Raw genomic sequence first — 25,175 nt, forward strand, 5'->3', positions numbered from 1 at the left:
ATAATTTTGGAAACAATTACGGTTCGTTTCTCTATGTTTTAGGATAGATTAGAACTTTTTAAGACTATTTTTAGAAGTATTTATAATTGTAAAACTTTACAATATGTATTACTAGCTCCCTAAAATATTACGTTCCTCTCTCCTATTGTTTTGCCAAAATTTTATGAGGTCGTTTTAAAACAAAATGACTTAGTCATTATAACTGAGTCAAAAACAAAGTAGTTGTCAGGTTTAATACAAAATACCAGTTGTAAATTAATGAAAATTAGCTACTTTCAATTTGTTTTAAAAAGTTCATTTTCTCAATTAAATCACCTTGAATAGCAACAACAGTTGGTTTTGGTATGCCATCAGCATCAAAGGGAAATTTACTGGTTGGGTTTTTAATATCTTTTGTTTCGTCTCCAGGATGCTGAACGCTTAAAAATAGGGTTTTACCATCTGGTGAAAACCAAGGTCCTGTTAATTCTGCATCGGTTGGTGCTGATGCTACTCGAATTACTTTCCCTGCATCTTTTCCGTATCTTGGTATTACAAACAAACTGTTGTTTTTGAAAGGCATATATGGTTTATCAGGTTTATTCATTGAACTACCAGATATATCTGACGTCATCCAAAGGTTGCCAGCCATATCAAATGCTAAATTATCAGGGCAAGAAAACCCGTTTTCTTCGCCTCCAGCTTTGTAGATTGATACTTTAAAAGTGAGGGCGTCAAATGCACCGTTAGTCTCTTCAATTTTTAAAATAGAACCGTGGTAATCGTTTTTAGGTTTGTTATTTGTTAATGTGATAAAAATATGTCCAGTAATAGGATCTATTTCAATATCTTCTGGACGATTTAATGGTGTAGCTCCTAATAATTTAGAAGCTTCTCGTGCTCTAATTAATACTTCGGTTTGGTCTTTAAATTTATCTTTTAAAACTGGTTGCGTTTCCCAATCTAATGGAAGCCATTTTCCGTTTATTGTATCAGCAACATAAAGGGTACCCTCTTTTAATGAATTGGGTTTTGATGAAACGAATTTATACAAATGCTCATCATTGCTATCATCACCTGAATAGGCAACTACGCGTTTGTCTGCTAATTCATATAACGTACAACACTCGTGCGAAAATCTACCCAAAGCGACGTGTTTTTGAGCTGTACCGTCTTTTGGATTTATTTCTACCACCCATCCATAATGTTCTGGCGGTGCATTATAAAAATGTTCCCATCCGTGGTCGCTTGGTATATAAGTTGCTGTATTATTTTCATCGTATCTGGTTTCTCCCCAAAATCCGTCATAGTTTTCTTCACATGATATAAATGTATTCCATGGTGTAATTCCGCCCGAACAATTACTATTAGTACCCATTACGGTAGATACTCCTTTTATGGATGTATCCCAATTTAGTTTTATAGGTGTTTTTCCTGTAATTCTCCTGTTATGAGGGTCGTTATGTACAACTTTCCATTGTCCGTTTACTTCTCTTATACGCACAATACTTCCGCCAACGTTATACATTTCTTTGTCAACCTGTTTTTTTGTACGCTGTTTTTGTGGGTTTTCATAGTTGTTCTCATCAAAATCACACACAAAAAGTGAATTTACCGATTCGTGATTTACCCATAATAAACCGTCTTTTGGGTTGTTTTTATCTAACGGAATAAAACAAGTGAAATCATTATTAAAGCCAAAAGTATCATTGTCGCTTATGCTATCGCCCCATTTTATAATGGTGTGATAATTGAGTCCCTTTGTTAAAACCAAATCGTCTTTAGTTGTTGGGGCTAAATTTTCTACCGCAATGTTTTTTAAGCGTTTAAACGTTTCATTTGCTATTTGCTTATTTTTAATTGGCGTTGTTGTATTACCACAGCTAACCAAAAAAGGAGGTATTATTAAAGTACCTAAACTTGCTTTACCTAAAAACTCAATAAATTTTCTTCTATCGTATTTCATATTTTTTAGTTGATTAAAATAATAAAACCCTACCCGATTTCAAATCAAGTAGAGTTTTAAAAAAAAGAATTCTTTTAGTTATCTACTCGATAATTTTTTTAAAATCATAAAAATAAAACTCCTTATTGTCATTCATCGCAACGAATAATCCGTTAGGGAATTTAGCTCCTAAAGGCACTGTTACAACATCACATCCGTCTGTTTCAGTAGTAGTTAAATTTACGGCTTTAATAAATTCATTTGTTTGACGGTCAAAGATATTAAACTCCCCTAATTGCTGATTTGAAACAATAATATATCCATTATTATCATCGGTTTTTGCAATCGCAATTCCTTCAATATCTTCTAAAAATTTATCGCCACCAAAGCAAGCAATTTCTTCGCTAGAAGCAGAAGGTTCTGCATGGTACTTTCTGATGCAATGTTGTTCATCTGAATAATACACATAGCCTAACTCGTTATCAACAGCTATAGCTTCAATTTCTTTTTTCCCACTGAACTTACCAAACTTTCTAACCAATTTAGAGTGGGTTCCTGTTGAATCAGCATATATTTCATATTGATATAAATAGTTTTCTAACGGACCTGTTTTACGGCTTACAATTACATATAACTTTTCTGTTTTTGGCGATTTGTAAAGTGCAATACCCATTGGTAAATTAAATTCTGGCTCTGTTGTATCTGTAAATACTTTAAATCCACCATTGTCTAGTGGCACCATATCTGGAACAGAAAACAAACGAATTTGTTGCTTTTCACGTTCGGTAAAAGCGATTACATCAACTTTTGTGCTATCGTTTAGGTTAAAACCATATGCTAAATCTACATTGTTTGGTCGCTTAATATTTCTAATGGTTTTCTCTTCAATAATCTTTCCATCTAAATCGAATGCGTAAATAGCCCCGTTTGTTTTTTTATCTGTACCAAAAACAATACTTTTTGATGCGTCTTTAGGATTTACCCAAATAGCAGGGTCATCTGTATCATTAATGGTTTGTTCTGTAATTATATCGGGGTTTATTGGTGGTAATTTACTTCCATTTTTACAAGAAATAATTACTATTGATGCAATAGTTAATATGATTTGTTTTTTCATTTTTATTTGCTTTTTGATTCTTTTGATTTTTTGAATAAGTCATATTTTAAACCAAAAGTTAATCTTTTACTATAATACTCAGCTTGCATAGTAAGATTTTTTGCTCCTTGGTAGTAGCGTAATGGTTGGTCTGTTAAATTGGTTAAGTCTGCATAAACTCTCAATTGCTTAGTAATTGCATACCCAACATTTATATCTAAAAAGAATTGCTTACCGTAGTATCTATCTGTAAATTCATTTGAACCTATTTCATCTATATACGCATCAGCGAAATTACCAGAAATACGTGCTGTGAATTTTCCGTCGTCATAGCCTAACGAACCGTTAAACATATTTGGTGAAGTGTTTGGCAATGTCATATCGGTTCTTTCATCTCCATCTTCGTTATTAATACCATTAGCATGAGATGTTAAGTAGGTATAATTTAAGTAAATGTTCAGGTTTTTAGCAAAACTTGGTAAGAAATCTAGTTTACGTTGAAAAGCTAATTCAATACCAAAAACTGAAGCATCCTCACCATTTTTAGGTCTAAATACATCAAATCCGTTTGTATCTGCACCTAAACTATTATCAGTTGCTTCTGTAACGGATACGTAAGCAAAATCTTTAATGTCTTTATAGAATAAACCACCGGACACTATACCTAAGTTTGAGAAATAATGTTCTGCCATTAAATCAAAGTTCAATGATTTTGCAGGGTCTAAATTTGAATTACCAATACTTATTTCTTCATCTTCTCTAACTATATTTCTAAATGGAACTAAATCTACATAATTAGGTCTTGCAATAGTGTTGGTGTATGCAAAACGCAAAATGGTATTTCTATTAAAATTATATTTTAAATGAAGCCCTGGTAAAACATTTGTATATGTATTTTCTTCTGTAGTAGGTGTATGAGAATCGTAATCGCCATCTTCGTTATACTCTATAATATTTCCTGTTGTTTTGTTGTTGGTGTTTTCAATACGAACACCTACCAAAGCTGTTAACTTATCTGACAGTTTTTGTTCTGTCATTATATAAGCTGCGTATACATTTTCTTTGGCTTTAAAGTTTTCACCTAAAAACTCATCATACACAATTTCTCCGTCTGCGGTATTTAATGTTACATTACCCAACCATTCTGGGGTTGCAAATATTCCTGCTTGATATTGACTTCCTGCCAAGAAATTGTTTTGTGAATAATCTCTTGTATTAACTATGCTCATATTAGAATACGTATCTTCAAATGCATCTTTAAATTCATAGAAATTATTATTACGTTGCTTGTCTTTTAAACGAGCTCTAAATCCGAATTTTAAGAATCCGTTTTCACTATTAAACACCTGTAAAGGCAGTTTAAAGTTCGTGAAAATATTAAAATCTTTTTCGTCTGTGTATTGGTTTTGTTCCGAAAGTTCATCTAAAACAAAATCACTTAAATTATTTGCTAATTGTTGGTTTACAGGTGTGTAATTTGGAAATTTTAAATTAGAAATATCGTTATTGACAATAATTGGATCATCTCCGTCATATTCAAAAGTAGTATAACGTTCGTTTAAACGCTCTTCTGATGCTTTAGCAAAAGATGCCATCCAATCTATTTCTACATTGCCAAATAAATGATCTCCACCAAGCGTATAATTTTGCATACGCTGATCTTCTAAACGGCGATTTTCATTTCTACTGTTGTTAATTCCTCCTTTTGTTTCTCTTTTAACATCTACAGGAAAACTTACAACGTTATTATTTGTAATTGTAAACTCATCGGTAGCAATATCTTCGCCGTCTTTAATTTCTTGCTTTAAGCGGAAACGATTTTCACGGTCATCACGCCAATTGTACATTGACTTAAAGTACAAGTGGTTGTTACTGTTTAACTGATAATCCAAGTTTGCAGAAAAACTACGACGAGTACGTTGCACCAAGTAATTTCTAATTTGAAATTCTTTTGCATACGGATTAACATCTACTTCCTCTAAAATATCTTCTCCATCTGTATCTTGAACTCCAGTATTGTATTCGAACTTATTATCCCAATCTGCTTCGAAGTTATCTGAACCGAAATCTGAATCGTTTACCGATGCAGAAATCATCCAACCAAATTTACCGTTTTTACTTCTGTCACCTAATAATAAAGATCCGTTTAAAATTCTTTTGTCATTAATAAAGTTTAAACCAGAACCAGCAGTTGCCGATAGTCTAAAGTTTTGAGGTGCTGTACGAGTTATTAAATTTATCGAACCACCAATCGCATCTGCATCCATATCTGTCGTTACGGCTTTGTTTACCTCGATGGACTGTATCATATCAGACGGAATTAAATCCATTTGTATATTTCTATTATCTCCTTCGGCAGATGGAATACGACTACCATTTAGCGTTACCGAGTTTAATTGTGGCGATAAACCACGAACAATTACGTTACGAGCTTCACCTTGGTCTAGTTGCATCGTAATACCTGGTATACGTTTTATTGCATCACCTATATTAGCATCAGGAAATTTACCAATTTGATCGGTAGAAATTACATTCGTAATATTTAAATTTGATTTTTGTTTGTTCAAAGCTTTTGCTTCTCCACCGATACTTGTTGAAATAATTACTTCATCTAAAAAATTATCACCTGGTTTCATTACAAATTTTAATGCTGTAGTTTTACCTTTAATTACTTCAACTGTTTCCGCTACATCTGCATAACCAAGGTATGTAATTTTCAAGTCTTGATTTCCAATAGGTACTTGCACTAAAGTAAATCGTCCATTAAAGTCAGAAACTGTTCCTTTTTTAATACTTTCAATATAAACGTTTGCTCCTGGCACATACAAGCCGTAATCATCAGTAATAACACCACTAATAGTTCCTGTCTGAGCAGTCGACTTCACATAACATAAGGTAAAGAATACCGTTACAATGATTAATTTCAGGTAGTTTTTTTGTTTCATTTTAATTTGATTTTTTTGTTACATTTTAATTTGACTAAATTTCTATCCAAAATTACATCAGTATTGAGTTTATTTGTTTTTTGTGACATTAACAAAAGGAAAATTTTTTATATTGTCTAGGGTAACAATAAGGCGGTAAATAATCTTTACCTAACATTAAATTAAAATGAATGCAATATTTCAAGGAGAATATTATTTTAATGTTAAAAAGGTATAATAAGACCGCTGCAGATGGAGTTCAAATTTGGACTTGAAATAAAAAAATGGATATGTAGTTAATTTTTTATTATCTGGTAAAATGCTAAATAATGTAAATGTGTAATATAATTTTTAATTTCAATAATTATTAGTCAATGGTTACTCCCTAGAAACTTCATGGATACTCCATAGAAAAGCCATAGATAGTTCACCTAAATTCACAAGAGTTAAACAAAATATTCCACACACATTATGCTTCCCTCCTAAGTCATCGCATAAAAAGTGTTCCATTAACATTGTAGAAGAAACTTTTGAAAATAAATTTTTTTAAGAAACAGTAGTAACAACTTTCGCTTTTTACCAAAGCAAAGTAACATAACGCAGAACATTATAATACAAATACACAGTAATTTCTGTATAGCCGTTTTTCAGGCTATTTACACATAATTGTAGATATAGTGCCTTTAGGTCTATATCGTCAACAATTATGTTAAAAGAAATTACGGCTTATGAACTTGTAGTTTTATTTATAGCTATAATTCGTCATTATGTAAAATATCCCAGAATATCTAGTATTCAAAAGAAACCTTATTACTTGGGTCATTAAACTATTAAGCGGTTTGCTTCGCAGCGTTTATAAAACATTTGTATCTATAATTAGCCGTTATGTAAAATAGCCGCTACCAAGCGCTCGATTGTTTTATAACTCAAATGCGCAGCATTCACGAGCTCCAAAATATTAAATAGAAATAACGCGAGTAATTATCCATCGCTTGCCAACGCCAAAATAAAAGCTAACCTTTTTACTCTTATTAAAAATCGCGTATTCGATAAAATGTACACAATAAAAAAATTTAGACGATTCTCGTGAGCTTGCCACAAGAGCATAAATTTTAAGAAAAATAAAATTCTATGCACTTGTTATATTTAGAACTTCAAATAATCCTTTTTTTAATGTTTCATTATTAAGTATTTTAAAAATTGATTCTCAATCAATTCTTCAAAATAATGTCTTGAAACAAAAGAAACAAAAATTCATGGCTGCATATAATTTTGGAAACAATTAACGGTTCATTCGCTATATTTTAGACTATTTAGCGTTAAGAAAATGTACCCAAAGTACATTTTTAGTTAAATACGATTTGAAACAAGGTTTTAGTAAAGTATTGTATCCTAATACAATCATCCACAGGATAATTGCATTTGTATAGCCTAAAATATGTACGCTCCACTCACCTATTGTTTTACCAAAATTTTATGAGGCCAAGTTAAATATCGAGATTCTATTTTACATAATATTATAAAACTAAACTTTTGGTTTATCAATCATAATTATTTTAATTTTGTATTATTACACTTTTACAATATAATAAATAATAAAAATATCAAAAATATGGATACTATTCGAAAAAACAACTCTACTAACGAATTAGATAAAATTGACAAACAAATAATTAAACTCTTACAGAAGAATGCTAGATTATCTAATAAGCAAATTGCTGCAGAAGTTGGTATTGCAGAATCTACCTGTTCTGAAAGGATGCGGAAATTACAGAGAAAAAAAATATTCTTCGGGTTTCATGCTATTGTAGATTCTTCTAAACTTGGTACGAATATAGAAGCAATGGTTGCTATAAAATTAACTAAAAACACAAAAGATCAAGTTGATCATTTTAAAAACGCAATGTCTTTGTTACCTGAAGTTGTGAATATTTATCATTTAGCAGGGCAAATAGATTTTCTGCTTTACATTGCAGTAAGAGATAAAAATCATTTAAGAGATTTTGTAATGGATCATGTCACAAAAGATTATGTAAAAAGTTTAGAAACCTCTTTGATTTACGATTTTTCACAAAACCCATTGTTTCCAATTTATTTAAAAGATGAATAGAGATGAAAATCTAATTAAATTAATGATTAGATCTTCTCCTCTATAATTACTAATTGAAAAAATAAATTTTGTTTATATTTTTAATTTGAAACAAACAACTTTGGTTTCAGACATCGCTTCAATAGCGGACTTTACTCCTTCTCTACCTATTCCGCTACTTTTAACGCCACCAAAAGGCATTGCATCTATTCTATAATCTGTAGAATCGTTAATCATTACACCAGCACACTCTAGTTCATTAATTGCTTTATGTGCATTACTGATATCATTCGTAAAAATTGCCGTATGTAATCCAAAAGGAGACTTATTACAGTTCTCTATAGCTTGATCTAAGTTTTTTACTTTTGAAATAGTTACCACAGGCCCAAAAACTTCTTTGTAATTGGCAATATCATTATTGCAGGCAGCCTCCAATATGGTTGGTGTATAGCAATTTCCAATTGTTTTTCCACCACTAATTATCTTAGCTCCATGCTCAATACTTTCGTTAATAAATTTATCAATTTGATTAATCGATTCTTTACTTATAATTGGTCCAATATCTATATCTTCAGATAATGGTGAACCAATCTTTAAAGTAGAAGTTAATTGAGAAAAATTATTTAAAAATGAATCGTAAATATCCTCTTCAACAAAAATTCGTTTTACACCAACACAATTTTGACCACTTGCAAAAAATGCGCCTGAAACACAAGATTGAACAGCGTCTTCTAAATCAGCATCAGATAAAACGATTACAGGAGAATTAGAACCAAGTTCCATCAATATTTTCTTTAAACCTGCTTTTTTCTGGATAATTTTTGCTGCTTCCACTCCACCCGTAAAACTTATCAATCTTATTCTATCATCGCTAATGAGCGCATCTCCAAAATATTCTGGAGAACCTGTAATTATGCTTAACATTTCTTTTGGTAAACCAGCTTCAGAAAGAATTTCTCCAAACTTAATGGCTACTAAAGGTGTATAATCACTCGGTTTTAATATCACCGGGTTTCCTGCAGCAATTGCGGGTCCCAATTTGTGGCAAATCAAGTTTAAAGGGTCATTAAAAGGTGTAATGGCAACAACAATACCAATAGGGACTTTGGTTTCGTTTCCAATTCTATCCTCTGAACCTGGAACAGCATTAAAAGGAATGGTGGCTCCAATTATTCTTCCTGCTTCTTCTGCAGAAAGTTGCATAGTATTTAGAGCTCTACTGACTTCTTTTCTTGCCTGAACTATTGTTTTTATTCCTTCTGTTGCAATAAGATTCGATAATACATCAAATTCTCGCTCCATTATGGTTAAGGCTTTTCTAAGAATTGCTATTCTTTTTGAAGGAGACATTTTTTTACCAATAGCCTCTCCTATTTTTGCTAAATTAAGTGCATTCATTACATCTTGCTTAGTCGACTGAGGAACTGTTCCGATTTTATCTCCTGTGTAACTATTATAAACAGGTACAGTAATTGTGTTTTTTTTATCTATCACCATGTTTTGAGTTTTAACCGTTAACTATTGATATGATATCATTATACAAAGCAAAACCTGTTTCAATTTTTCCTGCTCCTGCTCCAACTATCGTAGTATCTCCTAAAATACTAGAGGTGATTTTTAAGGCATTAGTAGCATCTGAAATACCATATAATGAATCATTCATTGGTATCAATTTAGGGCAAACTGAACCATGAACATTACCTTTATCATCCTTCCAAACGCTTCCAATTAGTTTCCATCTCTTATTATTTGCTGATGCTTCTTTTACATCCGAAAGTGTAATTTTAGATATTCCCTTCACTTCAATATCTTCTTGAATTAATTGCACATTAAAAACAACATTTGCCAAAATCATTACTTTAGCCAACGTGTCTAAACCTTCAACATCACTTGTAGGATCTGCCTCTGCATATCCTAGTTTTTGTGCCTGTGAAAGTGCATCATTATAAGACATTCCTAATTCCATTTTAGACAGAATATAATTAGATGTTCCGTTCATAATACCACTTACAATAGTAATATCTGAACCTAAAAGACCATTGTTTAAAACATTTATAATAGGTGTACCACTCATTACTGTTCCTTCAATTGCTAACGTCTTTCCTTTTAGTTTAGCCAAATTAAAGATGTGTTTATACCCTACAGCAAAAGGACCTTTATTACTAGTAACAACATGTTTATCAGAATCTAATGCAGTTTCTATATGGGATAGTGCTGGTTGTCCTGTATTAATATCTGTGAAACTAGCCTCAATAATGATATCTGCATTAATTTCTTGTATTGCTTTAGGAATGTCAAGTATATTTTCTGTTAATAAACTATAATCACCATTATTAGCATTTGCAAGTATATTCTGCATATTTATACCATTAGCATCGATCTTACTACCTTTCATTGTATCCAAAATTCCTACTGTTTGTATTTCTAGATTTTTAGCTAGCGGTACTATCGAATTATTTCTTAAAATAATTTCAGCTAATCCTTGTGATACAATTCCAAATCCTACATATACTATTTTTATCATTTATAATTATTTAAATTCATTGTTATATGACAAAACTATATATATATTCATATATAATTATTATTACAGTAAACTATTCTTTTATTATGTGTTTTAAATGAATTATATTCGTTTGTTGATACAAAACTTATTTAAAACAAAATTTAAATCGTTCGTAAAATATTTTAGTAAGTAGATAAATTTTTAGTGAAGAATTTTTAGATCTAACTTTAATGTGTTTTTGAATATAATCTAATATTCAAATTGAATACTATAAAAGAATGTAATAAGTTTTATTTTTTCATTTCACACACAATATGCTTCCCTCCTATGTCGTCGCATAAAAAGTGTTCCATTAACATTGTAGAAGAAACTTTTGAGAATAATTTTTTTTAAGAAACTGTAGATAAACTTTCGCTTTTAAGCAAAGCTGAAGTTACATAACGCAGAACATTATAGTACAGTTTTATTGAAATAATAAATGATAGCCATAATTCACTATTATGAATATATCGCAGAAAGTTATGCAGGCTAAATAAGCATTGTATTTAAAATGTTTTTACACTCATTTTTGGTAATCCGAAACTTAAATTACAAATAATTGCATTGAATTCGTAATTAAAAATCTTGTTTTGAAGAAAAATATTATTTAATTTTATTTTTCTAAGCATATTTACTTCCTTCTAAAAAGTTAATTTAGATTTTTAAAAAAAAACAAGAAAAATTAAAAAGCTAATTAAAATGAAATTAAAGAAAAACACATGTTTTGTAATAATGGGTTTTGGAAAAAAAAACCATACTGATTTTGGCATAACATTTGACTTAGACAAAGCGTATCAAAAAATTATAAGACCCGCGGCTGAAAAATTAGGATATGAATGTATTAGAGCTAATGAAATTGACGATTCAGGGTTAATCGAAAAAAGTATGTATGCAATACTAATGCAAGCTGACTTGGTAATTGCATACGTAACTACAGATAATGCAAACGCAATGTATGAAGTTGACCCGTCCTGAAATAAGGCTACATAATTTTAAACATTATGTATAGAAATGACAAAGTAATTAGACGTTACAGTGAACCTTTTAAATTAAAAATTTTAGCCGAACTTACAATCGGAAAACACACAAAGAGTGAGCTTTGTAAACTCTACTCTATTGCACCCACAACAGTAAATGTGTGGATTAAAAAGTACAATCGTAAAGACTTAATGAACACCAGAGTAAAAGTGGAAACAAAAGACGAAATATCTAGAATTAAGGCACTTCAAAAAGAGATTGAACAGCTAAAAAAACTACTACTTAAAAAAGATCTCGACGCTATGGTACAGGATTGTTATCTTGAAGTAGTAGCTGAAGATCTTGGCTATAAATCAGTTAATGAACTAAAAAAAAAGCTACCTATAAAGCCTTAAGCAAGGCCAAAAAAATATCTAAGGGATTTGCTTCTTTGACAACTATAACCCATTGTTTTGGACTTAAACGTGATGCTTATTACAAGCATAAAAATAGAGCTGATATACGTTTAAACCGAGAACAACAGATTATTAATATCGTTAGAAAAAGACGCAAATCCCTTCCTAGAGAAGGCGTGAGAAAACTTGTGAAATCATTAAATGCAGATTTTAATAAAGCCAATATTAAAGTCGGTCGAGATACTCTATTTAGTGTCCTTAGAAAACATCAAATGCTGACACTTAGAAGGAAAACCAGTGCTAGAACTACGAACTCTTATCATCGTTTTTATAAATATAATAACATCATAAAAGACTTAGAAATCACTAGAGCTAACCAAGTTTGGGTATCTGATATTACATACATTAGAACCATAAAGGGCTTTTGCTACCTGGCTTTAATAACAGATATGCATTCCAGAAAAATAGTGGGTTATGATATTAGTGATAGCTTGGAACTTAAAGGATGTGTGAGGGCACTTAATAAGGCCATTTATCAAGCTAAAAACATTAAAGGACTCATACACCACTCTGATAGAGGTATACAATATTGCAGTAATGTGTACACACAAATACTCAAAAGAAAAAAGATAGATATTAGTATGACAGAAGAAAATCATTGTTACGAAAATGCAATGGCAGAGAGAGTAAATGGAATTTTAAAAGATGAATTTTATTTAGACCAAACCTTTGATAACGTGAGTCACGCAAAGAGAGCTGCAAAAAATGCAATTAATTTATACAATGAATTAAGATTACATTTATCTTTAGATTATAAAACACCTAATATGGTATATAAATTATCAGCTTAATTCAATTTTAACCTGTAGCCATATTTCAGGACAAGACAAGTAGGAATTAGAGAGGCAGTTCACCCTAATTCAACCATAATTTTAAACAAGAAACAAGGAGAAAAAAGATTTGATGTAGGTCAAAATAAAATGTGTATTTATACTCCTTTAGGGCAAGTTATTGGAGATCGTGAAGCTGAAGAATGTCAAGAAAAAATAATAGAATTGATACAGAATGTAAATAAAGAGAGAGTTATTGATAGTCCTTTATTTGAATTTATAAAGGATATAATTCCGGATTTACCCGATGATTAATAAAAACACATGATGTATTTAAAAAATTGTATTCTCTTAAAAAGGTTCAATATTATTGATTATAATAATTAAAAGAAACAACCAAAAATAAAATTTCAATTAAATCAAACTGAGAAAATTTTTGAAATTTTATTTTTGGTTGTTTTTATTAGATATTATTTAATTAATTTGATTTACCTAAAATAATTACAAAGCAGTTTTGCAGTAAAACGAGATTTTTAATCGTAAAAAAAGGGTTATCAACCCTTTCCTTTTATATGGCGCTAAATATCAAGTCTGAAATTTCTCAATTTCTTGTCAAAATATCAATCCTTATCATTCCAAACATCTAATATTTTATGTAATGCACTAACAAAATATGAAACACCTACTATAATAAGTCCATAATGTGTTCATACCCCTTGATGGCCGTCAGTAAAATCTACGTAGATAGAGGGTTTATATATTTTTCATTTAAAAATGACAGACATATTGTATTAAACTTCTTTCCTTAAAACTTCTAATGGAGGGCTTTTTAAAACAGCTCTAATATTTGTTAATCCAATGATTACAACCAATATTGTAATTCCGGGAAGAAATACTAAAAAAGGAATTGCAGAGGGTATAAAAGGTTCTTTAAATAAAAGTGCTGCTAATAGCTGGCTGCTAATTAAAGAGAGTAAAATGCCAATTAGACTCCCTAACATTCCTAAATAGACATATTCTAGCGCCGTAATTTGTAAAATTTGTTTGCTCTTAGCTCCTAATGTTCTTAGTAATACACTTTCTTTTATTCGCTGATATTTACTATTTCTAACTGAACCTATTAAAACAATAATACCCGTAAGAATACTAAAGAAGGCCATAAAATTAATAATCCAAGAGACTTTATCTAAAATGTCTTCAACAATCGTGTAAATCTGTCTTAAATCTAAAATTGTAATATTAGGAAAGTTCTGGACCAAATCTCGCTGCAAAGCAGCAGAGCTCACATTATCTGATACATAGGTTGTCATCACATTAAATTGAGGTGCATTTTCTAAAACACCAGCAGGAAATACAATTGAAAAATTAAGTTGCATATTTCCCCAATTTACTTTTCGTATACTTCCAATGGTGGTTTTCATTAAAACCCCTTGAATATTAAAAACGACAAAATCTCCGACTTTTAAATCTGCATCTCTTGCAATATTATCGGCAATAGAAATTAAAATAGGTTCACCCGCTGCCACTTCTTTGGTCCAACTTCCTTCCAATAGTTCTTCCGAATCAAGCAATGAATCGCGATAGGTTGTTCTAAATTCTCGATTTAAAATCCATCTATTCATTTTCGAAACCGTGTCTTTGCGGATATCATTTACCAATTTTCCTTTGATGCGATGCATCCTCATAGTGATAATCGGAATGTTATCTATTACCTCTAAACCTTTTGGTTGCATGGTATTCAGAACCGCTTCTTTTTGTTGGGTTTGAACATCCATTAAAATAATATTTGCACTATTTTTTTTGTTATCAATAGCCGTTTTAGCTAGCAAAATATCTTTCGTAAAATAAAGTGTACTAATTAAGAAAGTACCCAAACCTATTGCTAATATCAATACCATTGTTTGATTATTTGGGCGGTATAGGTTTAGTAAACTTTGGCGTTTTGTAAAATCCCAGTTCGTGGGAAAATATTTTTTAATCACTTTCATAAACAGACTTGCAATACCTGCCATAATAGAGAATGTAATTAAAATGCCAATCGTAAATATAAATCCGTTAAGGGCGTTTTTTAACATCCAAAACGAAAATAAAAAGATAAAAAGCAGGATAGTTGCTAATATAAGAAGTCGTGCCTTTCTTGGTTTTATCGAATTTTCTTCTGATCCTCTTAATACCTCTAACGGTGAAACATACCAAGTACCTAACAATGGCAGTAAAGCGAATAATACTGACATTAAAACACCCAATGTTACGCCAATCATCAATGGTTGGGCAGTGATTGATATTTGAACATCAAATGGTAAAAAATCTTTTAAAATATATGGAAATACGTATTGTAAACCGATACCAATTATAGAACCGATGATCCCTCCTATAAGTCCAATTCCAATAATTTGCAACAAATAAATGAAAAACGTCTGTTTTCTTGAAGCTCCTAAACATTTTAAGACGGCTACATTTTTCAATTTTTCTTTGATATAAATATGAACTGAACTTGCAATACCTATACATCCCAATAAAAGGGCAATAAATGCAGCTAAATTTAAAAATTTAAAAACGTTTTCATAACTTCTACCCAAGCGTCTACTAGTGCTTGTATGTGTATCTAAATCAGCATTTTCATCATCTAAAATAGGATCTATTTTTTTATCTAAAAGTTCCAGATCCATTGCCGGTGGTACAATAAAAAAGTATTGGTATTCTTTTCTGCTTCCCAATTGTAACAATTCTGTTTTGTCTAAAAGTCGAAAAGGAATGAGCACAGTTGGCGCTACTGAAGAAGAAATCGCTGTACTACCCGGAATGGATTTTAAAGCGCCTAGTATAGGTAACATGAGCTTCCCTAATTTGATAGAATCTCCTGTCTTTAAATTGAATTGTAATAAAAGTGTGGCATCTACAATTGCACCGCCCAATTCTTGATATTCCGAACCAGCATTTGCTGGCATTGTAACTAAGTTTCCGTAAAAAGGAAAATTACCCTCTATGGCACGAACTTTTACAAGCTTTGTTTCTTTATTTTTAGGGAAAGCAGCCATCGAGATGAAATTAACCTCTGAACCAGACGCATTCAAAGAATCTATAATAAATTGAACTTTTTTTGTAGGAGGTTGTTTGCTATCGATAATAAAGTCAGCACCCATTAAAGCTTTCGACTGATTTTTAATATTGTCTTTTAAATTTTCGCTAAATAATTGTATTGAAACAACCGCCGCAATACCCAAAATAATAGAGGCCATAAAAAGTAGTAATCTAGAGATACTTGCCTTTCCGTCTCTCCAGGCCATTTTAAAAAGCCATTGCATCAAAACTTTTGAAAATATTTTGTTCATTAAAGAACTGTTGTTTTTTCGTTAGACATTACCTTCCCTCCTTTTAATCTCAATATTTGTTCCGTTCTATTAGCTAAATCTAAATCATGTGTAATAATCACTAAAGTTGTTCCGGCTTCTTGATTCAATTGAAAAAGTAATTGAATAACCTTTTCACCAGTCTCCTCATCTAAATTGCCTGTAGGTTCATCAGCAAATAAAATTGAAGGCTTGTTAGAAAATGCCCTTGCTAGTGCAACACGCTGCTGTTCTCCTCCGGATAATTGAGAGGGATAGTGATGAGAACGATCTAATAATCCTACTTTTTCTAACAATTCCATACCAACCTTAACAGCATTCTTTTCGCCTTGTAATTCTAGTGGTACTATTACATTTTCTAAAGCAGTTAGTGTAGGCAATAATTGAAAGTTCTGAAATATAAAGCCAACCTCTTTATTCCGCAATTGTGCGCGTTGATCCTCGTCTAAATCCTTTAAATTTACTCCGCATAATTCAATGTCGCCAGCACTTGGGTGATCTAAACCAGCACACAAACCAAGCAGTGTAGTTTTACCACTTCCTGAAGGACCAACAATAGAAAATATACTACCCTGCTCTATTTCAAAAGAAATATGGGTTAATACCGTTAAATTTTTTGAACCACTGGTATAAGTTTTCTCTAGTTCATGTATCTTTAATATCTTTGACATAGTATTCATTTAATATATATTACCAAGAAATGGGAAAATTTAAAAATAAACAATTGATCCTTAATTTTAAGGATAGGGTTCTGAAGATTTTCTTAAAGTTTTGTTATTTTTCAGGAGTATTATTGTTAATGTCTTGTGGGTCAGATAACTCTAAAAAAGAAAAAAATATTGAAAAAGATAAAATTGAAACTAACAATAATTTAAAAGAAAATAGCACATCAAAAAGGATTGTATTTTTTGGAGATAGCTTAACAGCTGGATACGGTTTGGAGGATGTAAATGATGCGTTTCCGGGAATTATTCAACAAAAAATTGACTCACTACAATTAGATTATATGGTGATAAATTCTGGTATAAGTGGCGAAACAAGTGCTGGAGGTAAAAGTAGAATTAATTGGGTACTAAATCAAAAAGTAGATATTTTTATTTTAGAGTTAGGAGCAAATGACGGTTTACGTGGGGTTTCTTTAAAAGAAACTAAAGAAAATTTACAAGTAATTATTAATGCTGTTGTATCCAAAAACTCAGCAACTAAAATTGTTTTGGCAGGTATGCAAATCCCTCCAAATATGGGACAAGAATATACAGCTGAGTTTAAAACAATTTTTCCGGTTTTAGCTGAAAAGAACAAATTATCATTAATTCCATTTTTATTAAAAGATGTAGGGGGCGTTGTCGAATTAAATCAATCTGATGGAATTCATCCAACAAAGGAAGGCCATCAAATATTAGCTAAAAATGTTTGGAAAATTTTAGAGCCAATACTTAAAGAAGTGGATTAATATAATTTAAATTTCGCCTCTTTTTTTTAAAAGAACTAATTCTTGCTATAAGCTCTAAAAAACCTTTCTGAAATTAAACTTAAAAGACTGGTCATTTAATCTATATTTCTCTTTTACAGACGTTTTGTTTAATCTGTATGGCAAATGTATTGTCGTTTATTTTGTTCAATGAGGAAAGATAGATTAATTTCGTACATCATTTATTTTCGAAATTTTATTTATGAAAAATTTATTTACACTATTCTTTATATCAATTACTATATTCTCTTATGGCCAAACAATAAGAATAAATGAAGTAGTTTCCTCTAATTCTGAATATACAGATGAAGATGGAGATTCTCCAGACTGGTTAGAAATTCATAATTTTGGAGATAAAGATGTTTCAATTAATGGCTGGTCTTTATCGGATGATGTAAATGATCTTATAAAATGGACATTTCCAAATATTACATTAAGTCCCAATCAATACATGCTTTTATGGGCTTCATCAAAAGATCGTCGAACCAATAATTATTATAGAACACTTATCAATCAAGGAGATGAATTTAAGTACTTAATTCCTAACTCCGAGCCTCCTTCTAACTGGAATACTTTAGATTTTGATGATGCAAATTGGTCCTCAGGTTCTTCAGGGTTTGGATATGCCGATGGAGATGATACTACGCTCATTCCGAATGGCACACAGTCTGTATTTCTGAGAAAAAAATTTAATATAAGTAACTTATCAACTGTTTCCTCATTAATCTTAGATTTAGATTATGATGATGCCTTCGTTGCTTACATAAATGGTGTTGAAGTTGCAAGAGATAATATTAATGGCAATCCACCCGCTTATGATTCAGGTACTATTACTGATCATGAAGCTCGAATCTATTCTGGGGGTAATCCAGAAAGATTTTTTATAACAAATGTCAATTCAATTTTAAATGAAGGTGATAATATTTTAACAATTCAAGCACACAATATCAGTTCAAACTCCTCGGATTTCACAATAATACCTTTTTTATCTGCAGTTTTTTCAGTTCCTAACAATTCTGGTATTGATCCACCTGCTATTTTGGCCTTAACAGGAAATAATCTTCATACAAATTTTAAAATATCATCGAGTTCAGAAACATTAAGCTTAACAGATGCTTCTGGCACTCTTGTATACCAAATAATTGCAGAAAATCTTCCTCCAAATACTTCTATTGGCACATCTATAACTTCTGGAGAGATTGTAAGTTATTTGGAGACTACGCCAGGTTATGAAAATTCTAACGAAGAATATTTAGGAAGTATTCAGAGTGAAGTTGTTTTTTCTCAACCAGGTGGTCTTTTTGATGTACCACTTAGTTTAATTTTATCAGGAAATACTTCAGAGGAAATAATACGATATACAATTGATGGAAATAATCCTACAGATACCTCGCCAATATATACAAGTCCTATTCAAATTAATGAGAGTACTACTGTGCGCGCACAGATATTTTCTGAAAATTATTTGCCATCTCAAGTATATACTAAATCATATATTTTAAACAATAGTTCATTTACGAGTAGTAATTTACCTATCGTTATTATCAACACAGAAAATGGTGCTACAATTCCTGATGAACCAAAAATACTTGGGACTATGAAAATAATTCAAAGGCCTGATGGTGATAGGAATTTTCTAGCCGATGCCAATACTGAAGAATTTTTAAATTACTCTGGAACAATTGGAATCGAAACCAGAGGTTCTTCTTCTCAAACCTTACCAAAAAAACCCTATGGAATTGATACTTTAGAGGATGATGGTATAGAAGATAAAGGTGTGGAATTATTAGGCATGGCAAAGGAAGATGACTGGATTTTAAATTCATTTGCTTTTGATGACAGTATGATGCGTGACTATATTAGTTACGAAATGGCCAGAAAAATGGGACAATATGCAGCTAATTTAAAATATTGTGAAGTCGTACTTAATGGAGATTACATAGGCTTGTATGCACTTTCAGAAAAAATAAAACGTGATGGAGACCGAGTAGATATCGCAAAATTATCTGATGATGAAAATTCATTTCCAGAGGTAACTGGTGGATATTTGATGCAGACCGATAGACCAGATGCAGAAGACCCTGAGGCTTGGTATAACAATGGCGCTGGGTACATTCATGAAAAACCAAATTCAGATGATATCACAGAAATACAGTCTTCTTATATAGAATCAGTTTTCAGAGATTTAGACGATAATGCTACGAATTCAAATGTTACAAGTGGCTACCCATCTATTATCGATGTGCCTTCATTTGTAGATTATATGCTTATGGCAGAAATAGCATCGAATGTGGATGCCTATGCACTGAGCACGTATTACCATAAAGATCGAGGTGGTAAATTAAGAGCGGGTCCTATTTGGGATTATAATTTAACCTTTGGTAATGACTTGTTTAATGCATTTGGAACTTATTATGACCGAAGCTTTACGGATGTTTGGCAGTTTAACTATAGTAATACAGGAGCAGGTTTTTGGGGAGATTTATTTCAAAACGCAACGTTTAAATGTTATTTATCTAAACGATTTGATGAAGTTACAAATCCCGGAGGAGCCTTAAATTATAGCTACATATCAGATTTAATAGACAACACCGTTGCATTAATTTCTGAAGCTGTAGTTCGTGAAAATCAACGATGGAATACAATTCCTGATTTTTCAGGCGAAGTGAGTAATATGAAAACTTGGATACAAGAACGAATTACATGGATGGGGAATAACCTTGGTGGATTTTCTAATTGTACAGCGATAAACACGCCTTCTTTAGTAATTACTAAAATTGATTACAATCCGCAAGAAACAAATGAGTTTCCTGAGAGTGATGACCTAGAGTTTATAGAAATTAAAAATACAGGAACTACAAACGTAGATTTAACCGGAATCTATTTGATTAAACTAGGTGTTTCATATCAATTCGAAAATAATGCAACCATTGAAGCTGGTCAATCTATTCAATTAGCAGGAGATAGAGATACTTTCATAGCGCGATATGGTGTTGTACCTTTTGATACATTTCAAAGAGATTTATCAAATAGCAGCCATAATTTAGTTTTAGTAGATGCTTTTGGAAATCTCATTGATCAAGTTGAATATTCGGATAAGGCACCTTGGCCAGAATCTGCAGATGGTGCTGGATTTTATTTAGAGCTTATAGATATTAATTCTGATAATTCGCTGGCGAGTAGTTGGAAAGCTAGTTCAAATTTAGTTTTAGACACGAATGCTTATAATCACAGTGCATTCGTTTTTAATGTCTATCCAAATCCAGCCGAAGATAAGTTGAAAATAAACTCGGAACAAACCATACAAAAAATCACAATTTTCAATCTTTTAGGGCAGGAATTAAGAGCAACGAAAGTCAATTTTAAGTCAGGAGAAATTGATATAAGTGCACTTCACAAGGGAGCCTATTTTTTAAATTTGAAGTTTATCAATGGTGCAAGTGTTTCGGCTACGATTTTTAAACAATAAGTTACTCATGCTACAGACAAATTAATAATATTTATCATTTGATATTTAACTCTATATAAACTTTATAAATAAGCGAGATAAAAAGTAGTAAAAGGATCTGAATTTATCTAGTAAATTGTTACCAACAAAAAGCATAACATAAAAATACTTACGTCAATTTAGTTGTACATTTGTCCACTTTATAGTCAATAGTTTACGAAACAATTATCTATTTAATTCTTATGCCTTTTAATAAATTACATTCTCATATAAAAGAGGAGCTCGAATCTTTAGAAATCACAACACCAACCCCTTTTCAGAAGACTAGCATACCAGTAATAAAAAGTGGTGCTAATATATTTTGTACAGGCTCTAAAAATACAGGAAAAACTACTACCCTTATACTTACCACCTTACATAAATTAAAATGTGAAGAAGTTGGAGCTGCACCGAGAGCGATGGTTTTAGTAGAAGATAGAGATTGTGTATTAGCTTTACATGAAGCTTTTATGCCATACACGAGACATAGTTCGTTGCGTGTTTATGCATGTGATGATAAACATCACATTGAATTGCTAACTTCAGAGATTTTTGAAGGTGTAGATATTCTTATTGCTACGCCCAAAACAGTCTGTAAGTTGCTATTATTAGAAGGTATAAATTTAACGCAATTAAAAATATTTAATATAGACGATGCCGATTTTTTGAGCTCTAAATCTGCTTATACAGATCTTTTGGCGATTACACAAGGCATTCAAAAATGTCAATATGTGTTATATTCAGAAAAAATAAATTCTATGTTAAAACGCTTAGAAACTAATTTTATGCAGTATTCTAGGACGGTAGCTGGATAAAAACGTTTTTTAATTATCTAAGTTATTTTTTTATTAAAATGAAGACATTATGATTCCTAAACTACACTACATCTCTCAGGGGAACTCTCCTAAAGAGCATCTAGATAATATCCAAAAAGCATGTTCAAGTGGCTCAGAATTAGTACAATTGCGTTTAAAAAATATCTCAGAAAAAAAATGCTTAAAATTAGCTACCGAAGCTAGAGAAATTACTTCTCATTTTCAAACTAGACTGATAATAAACGATTACTATAAAATAGCAAAAGCCATAAAAGCAGATGGTGTTCATCTAGGTGAAACAGATTGCTGCCCTTTAGAGGCAAGAAAGCATTTATACACTTGGCAAATTATTGGAGGAACCGCAAATACCTTACAAGATTGCGAAACATTAATCAGTAAACAAGTTGATTATATTAGTTTAAGTCCTTTTAGGCATGCAGTAACTAAAGGCAATATATTTAAAGTTTTAGGTTTAAACGGATATAACGAAATTATTGAAGCTTTAAAAACTGAGACACCAATTATTGGTTTTGGAGGCATCAATACAAAAGACGTTACAGCGATTTTAGAAACGGGTATTTCTGGAATTGCTGTATCGGATGTAATCACTAAGAATTTTGATGTTATAAGAACATTTAATCAATTATTAAAAGCTTCTTCAACAAAAGAGTTGCGCCATACATTCAAATAGAATGCGCAGATGTGATGCAAATTATTACAGTTTAATTCTGAGTCTAGATATGTTGTTTTGCACTAAAAATTAATTTTCTTTCAATTTCTTTATTTCTTATTCTATATTCATTTTGTTTATTGAGAAATCCATTGAAATAAAACTTACGAAACTAAATGATATATATACAGGAATACTTATTTTTATGACAAATTAGAAGTTTAAGGGATATTACTCTTTTACTTTTTATAAAACTGCATACTTATGAATATTGGTCACTTTTTATATGACTATTTAGTAATGAAGGGAATGTCTGAGACATCAGCAAAATATTTAAATATGCTCGTTTTACTAGCATCATTATTAGTGATTTCGTTCTTAGTACATTTTATCATTAGAAAAATTATAATGGAGTTATTCACGAAGTTTGCAGCAAAAACTAGGAGTAATTTTGATGATTTACTTGTAAAAAATAAAGCTCCTAGAAATATCGCTCAAATTATTCCATTAATTGTAGTTTTAGAACTTGTGCCGATTGTTTTTATTGATTTTACTTTTTTTGCAGGGATTGTTAAAAAAGGATTGCAAGTATTTGCAATTGTCCTTATACTCTGGATTGTTCGGAGCCTTCTAAATACTCTCAAAGATTACTTCAAAACATTATCTAGTTTAAAAGATAAACCCATTGATAGCTATATTCAGGTTATTATGATATTGGCTTGGGTATTTGGTATATTATCAGCTTTTGCCATTATTACGGGAATAGAGTTCATTAAATTTATTACTACTATTGGTGCAGCTTCGGCGGTTATTATTCTTGTGTTTAGAGATACCATTCTAGGCTTTGTCGCCAGTATTCAGGTTTCTATAAATGACATGGTAAGAATTGGTGATTGGATAACCTTTGAAAAATATGGAGCAGACGGTGATGTTATTGAGATCAACCTATCTACGGTAAAAGTGCAAAACTTTGATAAAACCATTACTACGATCCCTACCTATGCTTTAATTTCTGACTCCTTTAAGAACTGGAGAGGAATGGAAAATTCAGACGGAAGACGTATAAAAAGGTCTTTAAATATTAAGTTAAATAGTATTAGTTATTTAACTAAAGAAGAGGTTTTTAAGTTAAAAAAAATTCATTCTATTGCTTCTTATTTAGAAACCCGTCAATCTGATATTGAAGACTATAATACGAATCATAATATCAACAAAGAGTTACTATTAAATGGTAAAAACTTGACAAATATCGGGGTGTTTAGAAAGTATATTGAGACCTACATTGAAAACCATTCTGGCACTAATAAAGAGATGATGATTATGGTACGTCAACTAGCTCCAGGCACGCAAGGAATTCCTTTAGAAATTTATGCTTTTAGCAATGATAAACGCTGGAAAAATTATGAATATATTATGGCAGACATATTCGATCATATCATAGCTGCGGTACCCTATTTTAGTTTAGAAATTTTTGAATTTCCTAGTAACGCAAGTTTTATGAATACAAATTAGAATATATATATTAATTTCAACCTATCCGTGTTGAATCAGAAATGTTAAATTACTTTTTAAATTATATATAAAACTTTGTTGTTAGCTTAAATATTAACTGTTTTATCGTAAACTTGTACAAAACTAGAACTCTTTAACTTTAAATAAAAATAAATTGGATTTACTTTCAGTATTAACTTGGTTTTCGAGTTTGGCGTTTATTTATTTCGGAATTAATTGTTTTTATTCAGAATTTATTATTTCAGAATTTAAACGTTATGGTTTACCACAGTATAGAAAAATGACTGGATTTCTGCAATTAATAGGTGCAATGGGTTCGTTAAGTGGTCTATACCTTATTCCAATATTACTACTAGCAGCATCCATAGGGTTATCTTTATTAATGTTTGCTGGTTTTGTAGTGAGAATAAAAATTAAAGATAATTTTATAAAATCTTCTCCTTCTTTTATTTTTGCAGTTTTAAATTTATGTATCGCTTTTAAGACTTTTAATCAATACTTTTAAAGAGATGCATAGGCAATAATCAGGTTCATTACAATAAATAAAAAGGCAGGAAATGATTTATACCACTCGTCTTTTACTTTAATATGCATTATTATTGATCCTATCAATAAAATGGTTAAACCTAAACTTCCTATTAAAACTAAGTTATCAAATCGAATCGAAGCTATTAATACTAAAGCCAAACTTACTTTTAAAAAGCCAATTACATAACAAAACTCTTTTGATAAACCATATACTTTAAATTCTTCAATAATATTTTTGGAAGCACCACCTCTCCATTTTGTAGGTTTTCTTGATTGAATTAACCAAACATTTAACATACTGATTGAGATAATAATTTTTAATACAATAATTACATAGTCGATTAGATCCATTAATTTATATTTTTAATTAGTATGAATTGAAACGAATTTATAAAAAATAATCTGATTGTAGTGTTCTATTAAGCCTCAAATTTGTAAAATTTTATTTCATTCTGAAAAAAGAAAAGAAATTTACTTTGAAGTTATTTTCAATCAATTAAAAATAGATGTCAGGAATGGAATCATATTCAAGTAAGGTTTAATGAAAAAAAATATTTTTTA

Annotated in this window: 19 protein-coding genes; 11 read left to right on the forward strand and 8 right to left on the reverse strand. The window is 30.9% G+C overall.

The window, feature by feature from the left end:
* Positions 1-265: 265 nt before the first annotated feature.
* The 3 genes from ATE90_RS05525 to ATE90_RS05535 form a co-directional block, all read right to left on the reverse strand.
* Positions 266-1,945: a PhoX family protein gene (locus tag ATE90_RS05525; RefSeq protein ID WP_036786449.1), complete on the reverse strand. Its 1,680-nt coding sequence runs from the start codon at positions 1,943-1,945 to the stop codon at positions 266-268.
* Positions 1,946-2,027: 82 nt separating this feature from the next.
* On the reverse strand, positions 2,028-3,041 hold the full coding sequence (locus ATE90_RS05530; protein ID WP_036786448.1) for a phytase: 1,014 nt from the start codon (positions 3,039-3,041) through the stop codon (positions 2,028-2,030).
* A 2-nt stretch (positions 3,042-3,043) separates the two neighbouring features.
* Positions 3,044-5,965 carry a TonB-dependent receptor gene (locus ATE90_RS05535; RefSeq protein ID WP_180335177.1) on the reverse strand — a complete coding sequence of 974 codons (2,922 nt, stop codon included), beginning with the start codon at positions 5,963-5,965 and terminating at the stop codon, positions 3,044-3,046.
* Positions 5,966-7,556: 1,591 nt separating this feature from the next.
* Here ATE90_RS05535 and ATE90_RS05540 point away from each other — a divergent pair.
* Positions 7,557-8,054 (forward strand): Lrp/AsnC family transcriptional regulator, encoded by a 498-nt coding sequence (locus ATE90_RS05540; protein ID WP_036786447.1) that lies wholly within the window; start codon positions 7,557-7,559, stop codon positions 8,052-8,054.
* 72 nt (positions 8,055-8,126) lie between these two features.
* Here the strand turns inward: ATE90_RS05540 and ATE90_RS05545 are convergent, their stop codons facing one another.
* Together ATE90_RS05545 and ATE90_RS05550 are read right to left on the reverse strand one after the other, a co-directional pair.
* The gene (locus ATE90_RS05545) at positions 8,127-9,530 is read right to left on the reverse strand and encodes an aldehyde dehydrogenase family protein (protein ID WP_101451001.1); all 1,404 of its coding nucleotides are present in this window, start codon (positions 9,528-9,530) and stop codon (positions 8,127-8,129) included.
* Between the two features lie 10 nt (positions 9,531-9,540).
* Positions 9,541-10,557 carry a homoserine dehydrogenase gene (locus ATE90_RS05550; protein WP_036786445.1) on the reverse strand — a complete coding sequence of 339 codons (1,017 nt, stop codon included), beginning with the start codon at positions 10,555-10,557 and terminating at the stop codon, positions 9,541-9,543.
* Positions 10,558-11,277: 720 nt separating this feature from the next.
* Here ATE90_RS05550 and ATE90_RS05555 point away from each other — a divergent pair.
* From ATE90_RS05555 to ATE90_RS13520, 4 genes are all read left to right on the forward strand, one after another.
* Positions 11,278-11,553, forward strand: coding sequence for a hypothetical protein (locus ATE90_RS05555; protein WP_143741105.1), 276 nt, complete (start codon positions 11,278-11,280; stop codon positions 11,551-11,553).
* A gap of 26 nt (positions 11,554-11,579) precedes the next feature.
* A complete protein-coding gene (locus ATE90_RS05560) occupies positions 11,580-11,951 on the forward strand; it encodes a transposase (RefSeq protein ID WP_101451005.1) in 372 nt (123 codons plus the stop codon).
* Positions 11,952-11,986: 35 nt separating this feature from the next.
* A complete protein-coding gene (locus ATE90_RS05565; RefSeq protein WP_101450871.1) occupies positions 11,987-12,802 on the forward strand; it encodes an IS3 family transposase in 816 nt (271 codons plus the stop codon).
* A 129-nt stretch (positions 12,803-12,931) separates the two neighbouring features.
* A complete protein-coding gene (locus ATE90_RS13520; RefSeq protein WP_180335178.1) occupies positions 12,932-13,096 on the forward strand; it encodes a hypothetical protein in 165 nt (54 codons plus the stop codon).
* 476 nt (positions 13,097-13,572) lie between these two features.
* Here the strand turns inward: ATE90_RS13520 and ATE90_RS05570 are convergent, their stop codons facing one another.
* Together ATE90_RS05570 and ATE90_RS05575 are read right to left on the reverse strand one after the other, a co-directional pair.
* Positions 13,573-16,068: an ABC transporter permease gene (locus ATE90_RS05570; RefSeq protein WP_101451514.1), complete on the reverse strand. Its 2,496-nt coding sequence runs from the start codon at positions 16,066-16,068 to the stop codon at positions 13,573-13,575.
* 44 nt (positions 16,069-16,112) lie between these two features.
* Positions 16,113-16,802 (reverse strand): ABC transporter ATP-binding protein, encoded by a 690-nt coding sequence (locus ATE90_RS05575; protein WP_036786442.1) that lies wholly within the window; start codon positions 16,800-16,802, stop codon positions 16,113-16,115.
* A 29-nt stretch (positions 16,803-16,831) separates the two neighbouring features.
* Here ATE90_RS05575 and ATE90_RS05580 point away from each other — a divergent pair, with 29 nt between their 5' ends.
* The 6 genes from ATE90_RS05580 (at position 16,832) to ATE90_RS05605 (ending at position 24,591) form a co-directional block, all read left to right on the forward strand.
* Positions 16,832-17,584 carry an arylesterase gene (locus tag ATE90_RS05580; protein WP_036786440.1) on the forward strand — a complete coding sequence of 251 codons (753 nt, stop codon included), beginning with the start codon at positions 16,832-16,834 and terminating at the stop codon, positions 17,582-17,584.
* A gap of 220 nt (positions 17,585-17,804) precedes the next feature.
* Positions 17,805-21,071 (forward strand): CotH kinase family protein, encoded by a 3,267-nt coding sequence (locus ATE90_RS05585; RefSeq protein WP_101451007.1) that lies wholly within the window; start codon positions 17,805-17,807, stop codon positions 21,069-21,071.
* 221 nt (positions 21,072-21,292) lie between these two features.
* Positions 21,293-21,904: a DEAD/DEAH box helicase gene (locus ATE90_RS05590; protein ID WP_036786438.1), complete on the forward strand. Its 612-nt coding sequence runs from the start codon at positions 21,293-21,295 to the stop codon at positions 21,902-21,904.
* A 49-nt stretch (positions 21,905-21,953) separates the two neighbouring features.
* Positions 21,954-22,595: a thiamine phosphate synthase gene (locus tag ATE90_RS05595; RefSeq protein WP_036786436.1), complete on the forward strand. Its 642-nt coding sequence runs from the start codon at positions 21,954-21,956 to the stop codon at positions 22,593-22,595.
* 243 nt (positions 22,596-22,838) lie between these two features.
* Positions 22,839-24,086, forward strand: coding sequence for a mechanosensitive ion channel family protein (locus ATE90_RS05600; protein ID WP_036786434.1), 1,248 nt, complete (start codon positions 22,839-22,841; stop codon positions 24,084-24,086).
* A gap of 154 nt (positions 24,087-24,240) precedes the next feature.
* A complete protein-coding gene (locus ATE90_RS05605) occupies positions 24,241-24,591 on the forward strand; it encodes a DoxX family protein (RefSeq protein WP_036786431.1) in 351 nt (116 codons plus the stop codon).
* On the opposite strand, the gene ATE90_RS05610 is transcribed toward ATE90_RS05605, so the two are convergent.
* A complete protein-coding gene (locus tag ATE90_RS05610; protein WP_036786429.1) occupies positions 24,588-24,965 on the reverse strand; it encodes a DoxX family protein in 378 nt (125 codons plus the stop codon). The genes ATE90_RS05605 and ATE90_RS05610 overlap by 4 nt on opposite strands.
* Positions 24,966-25,175: the final 210 nt, after the last annotated feature.

Origin of the sequence: Polaribacter sp. Hel1_33_96, from assembly GCF_002846595.1 — a bacterium.
Lineage (GTDB): Bacteria > Bacteroidota > Bacteroidia > Flavobacteriales > Flavobacteriaceae > Polaribacter.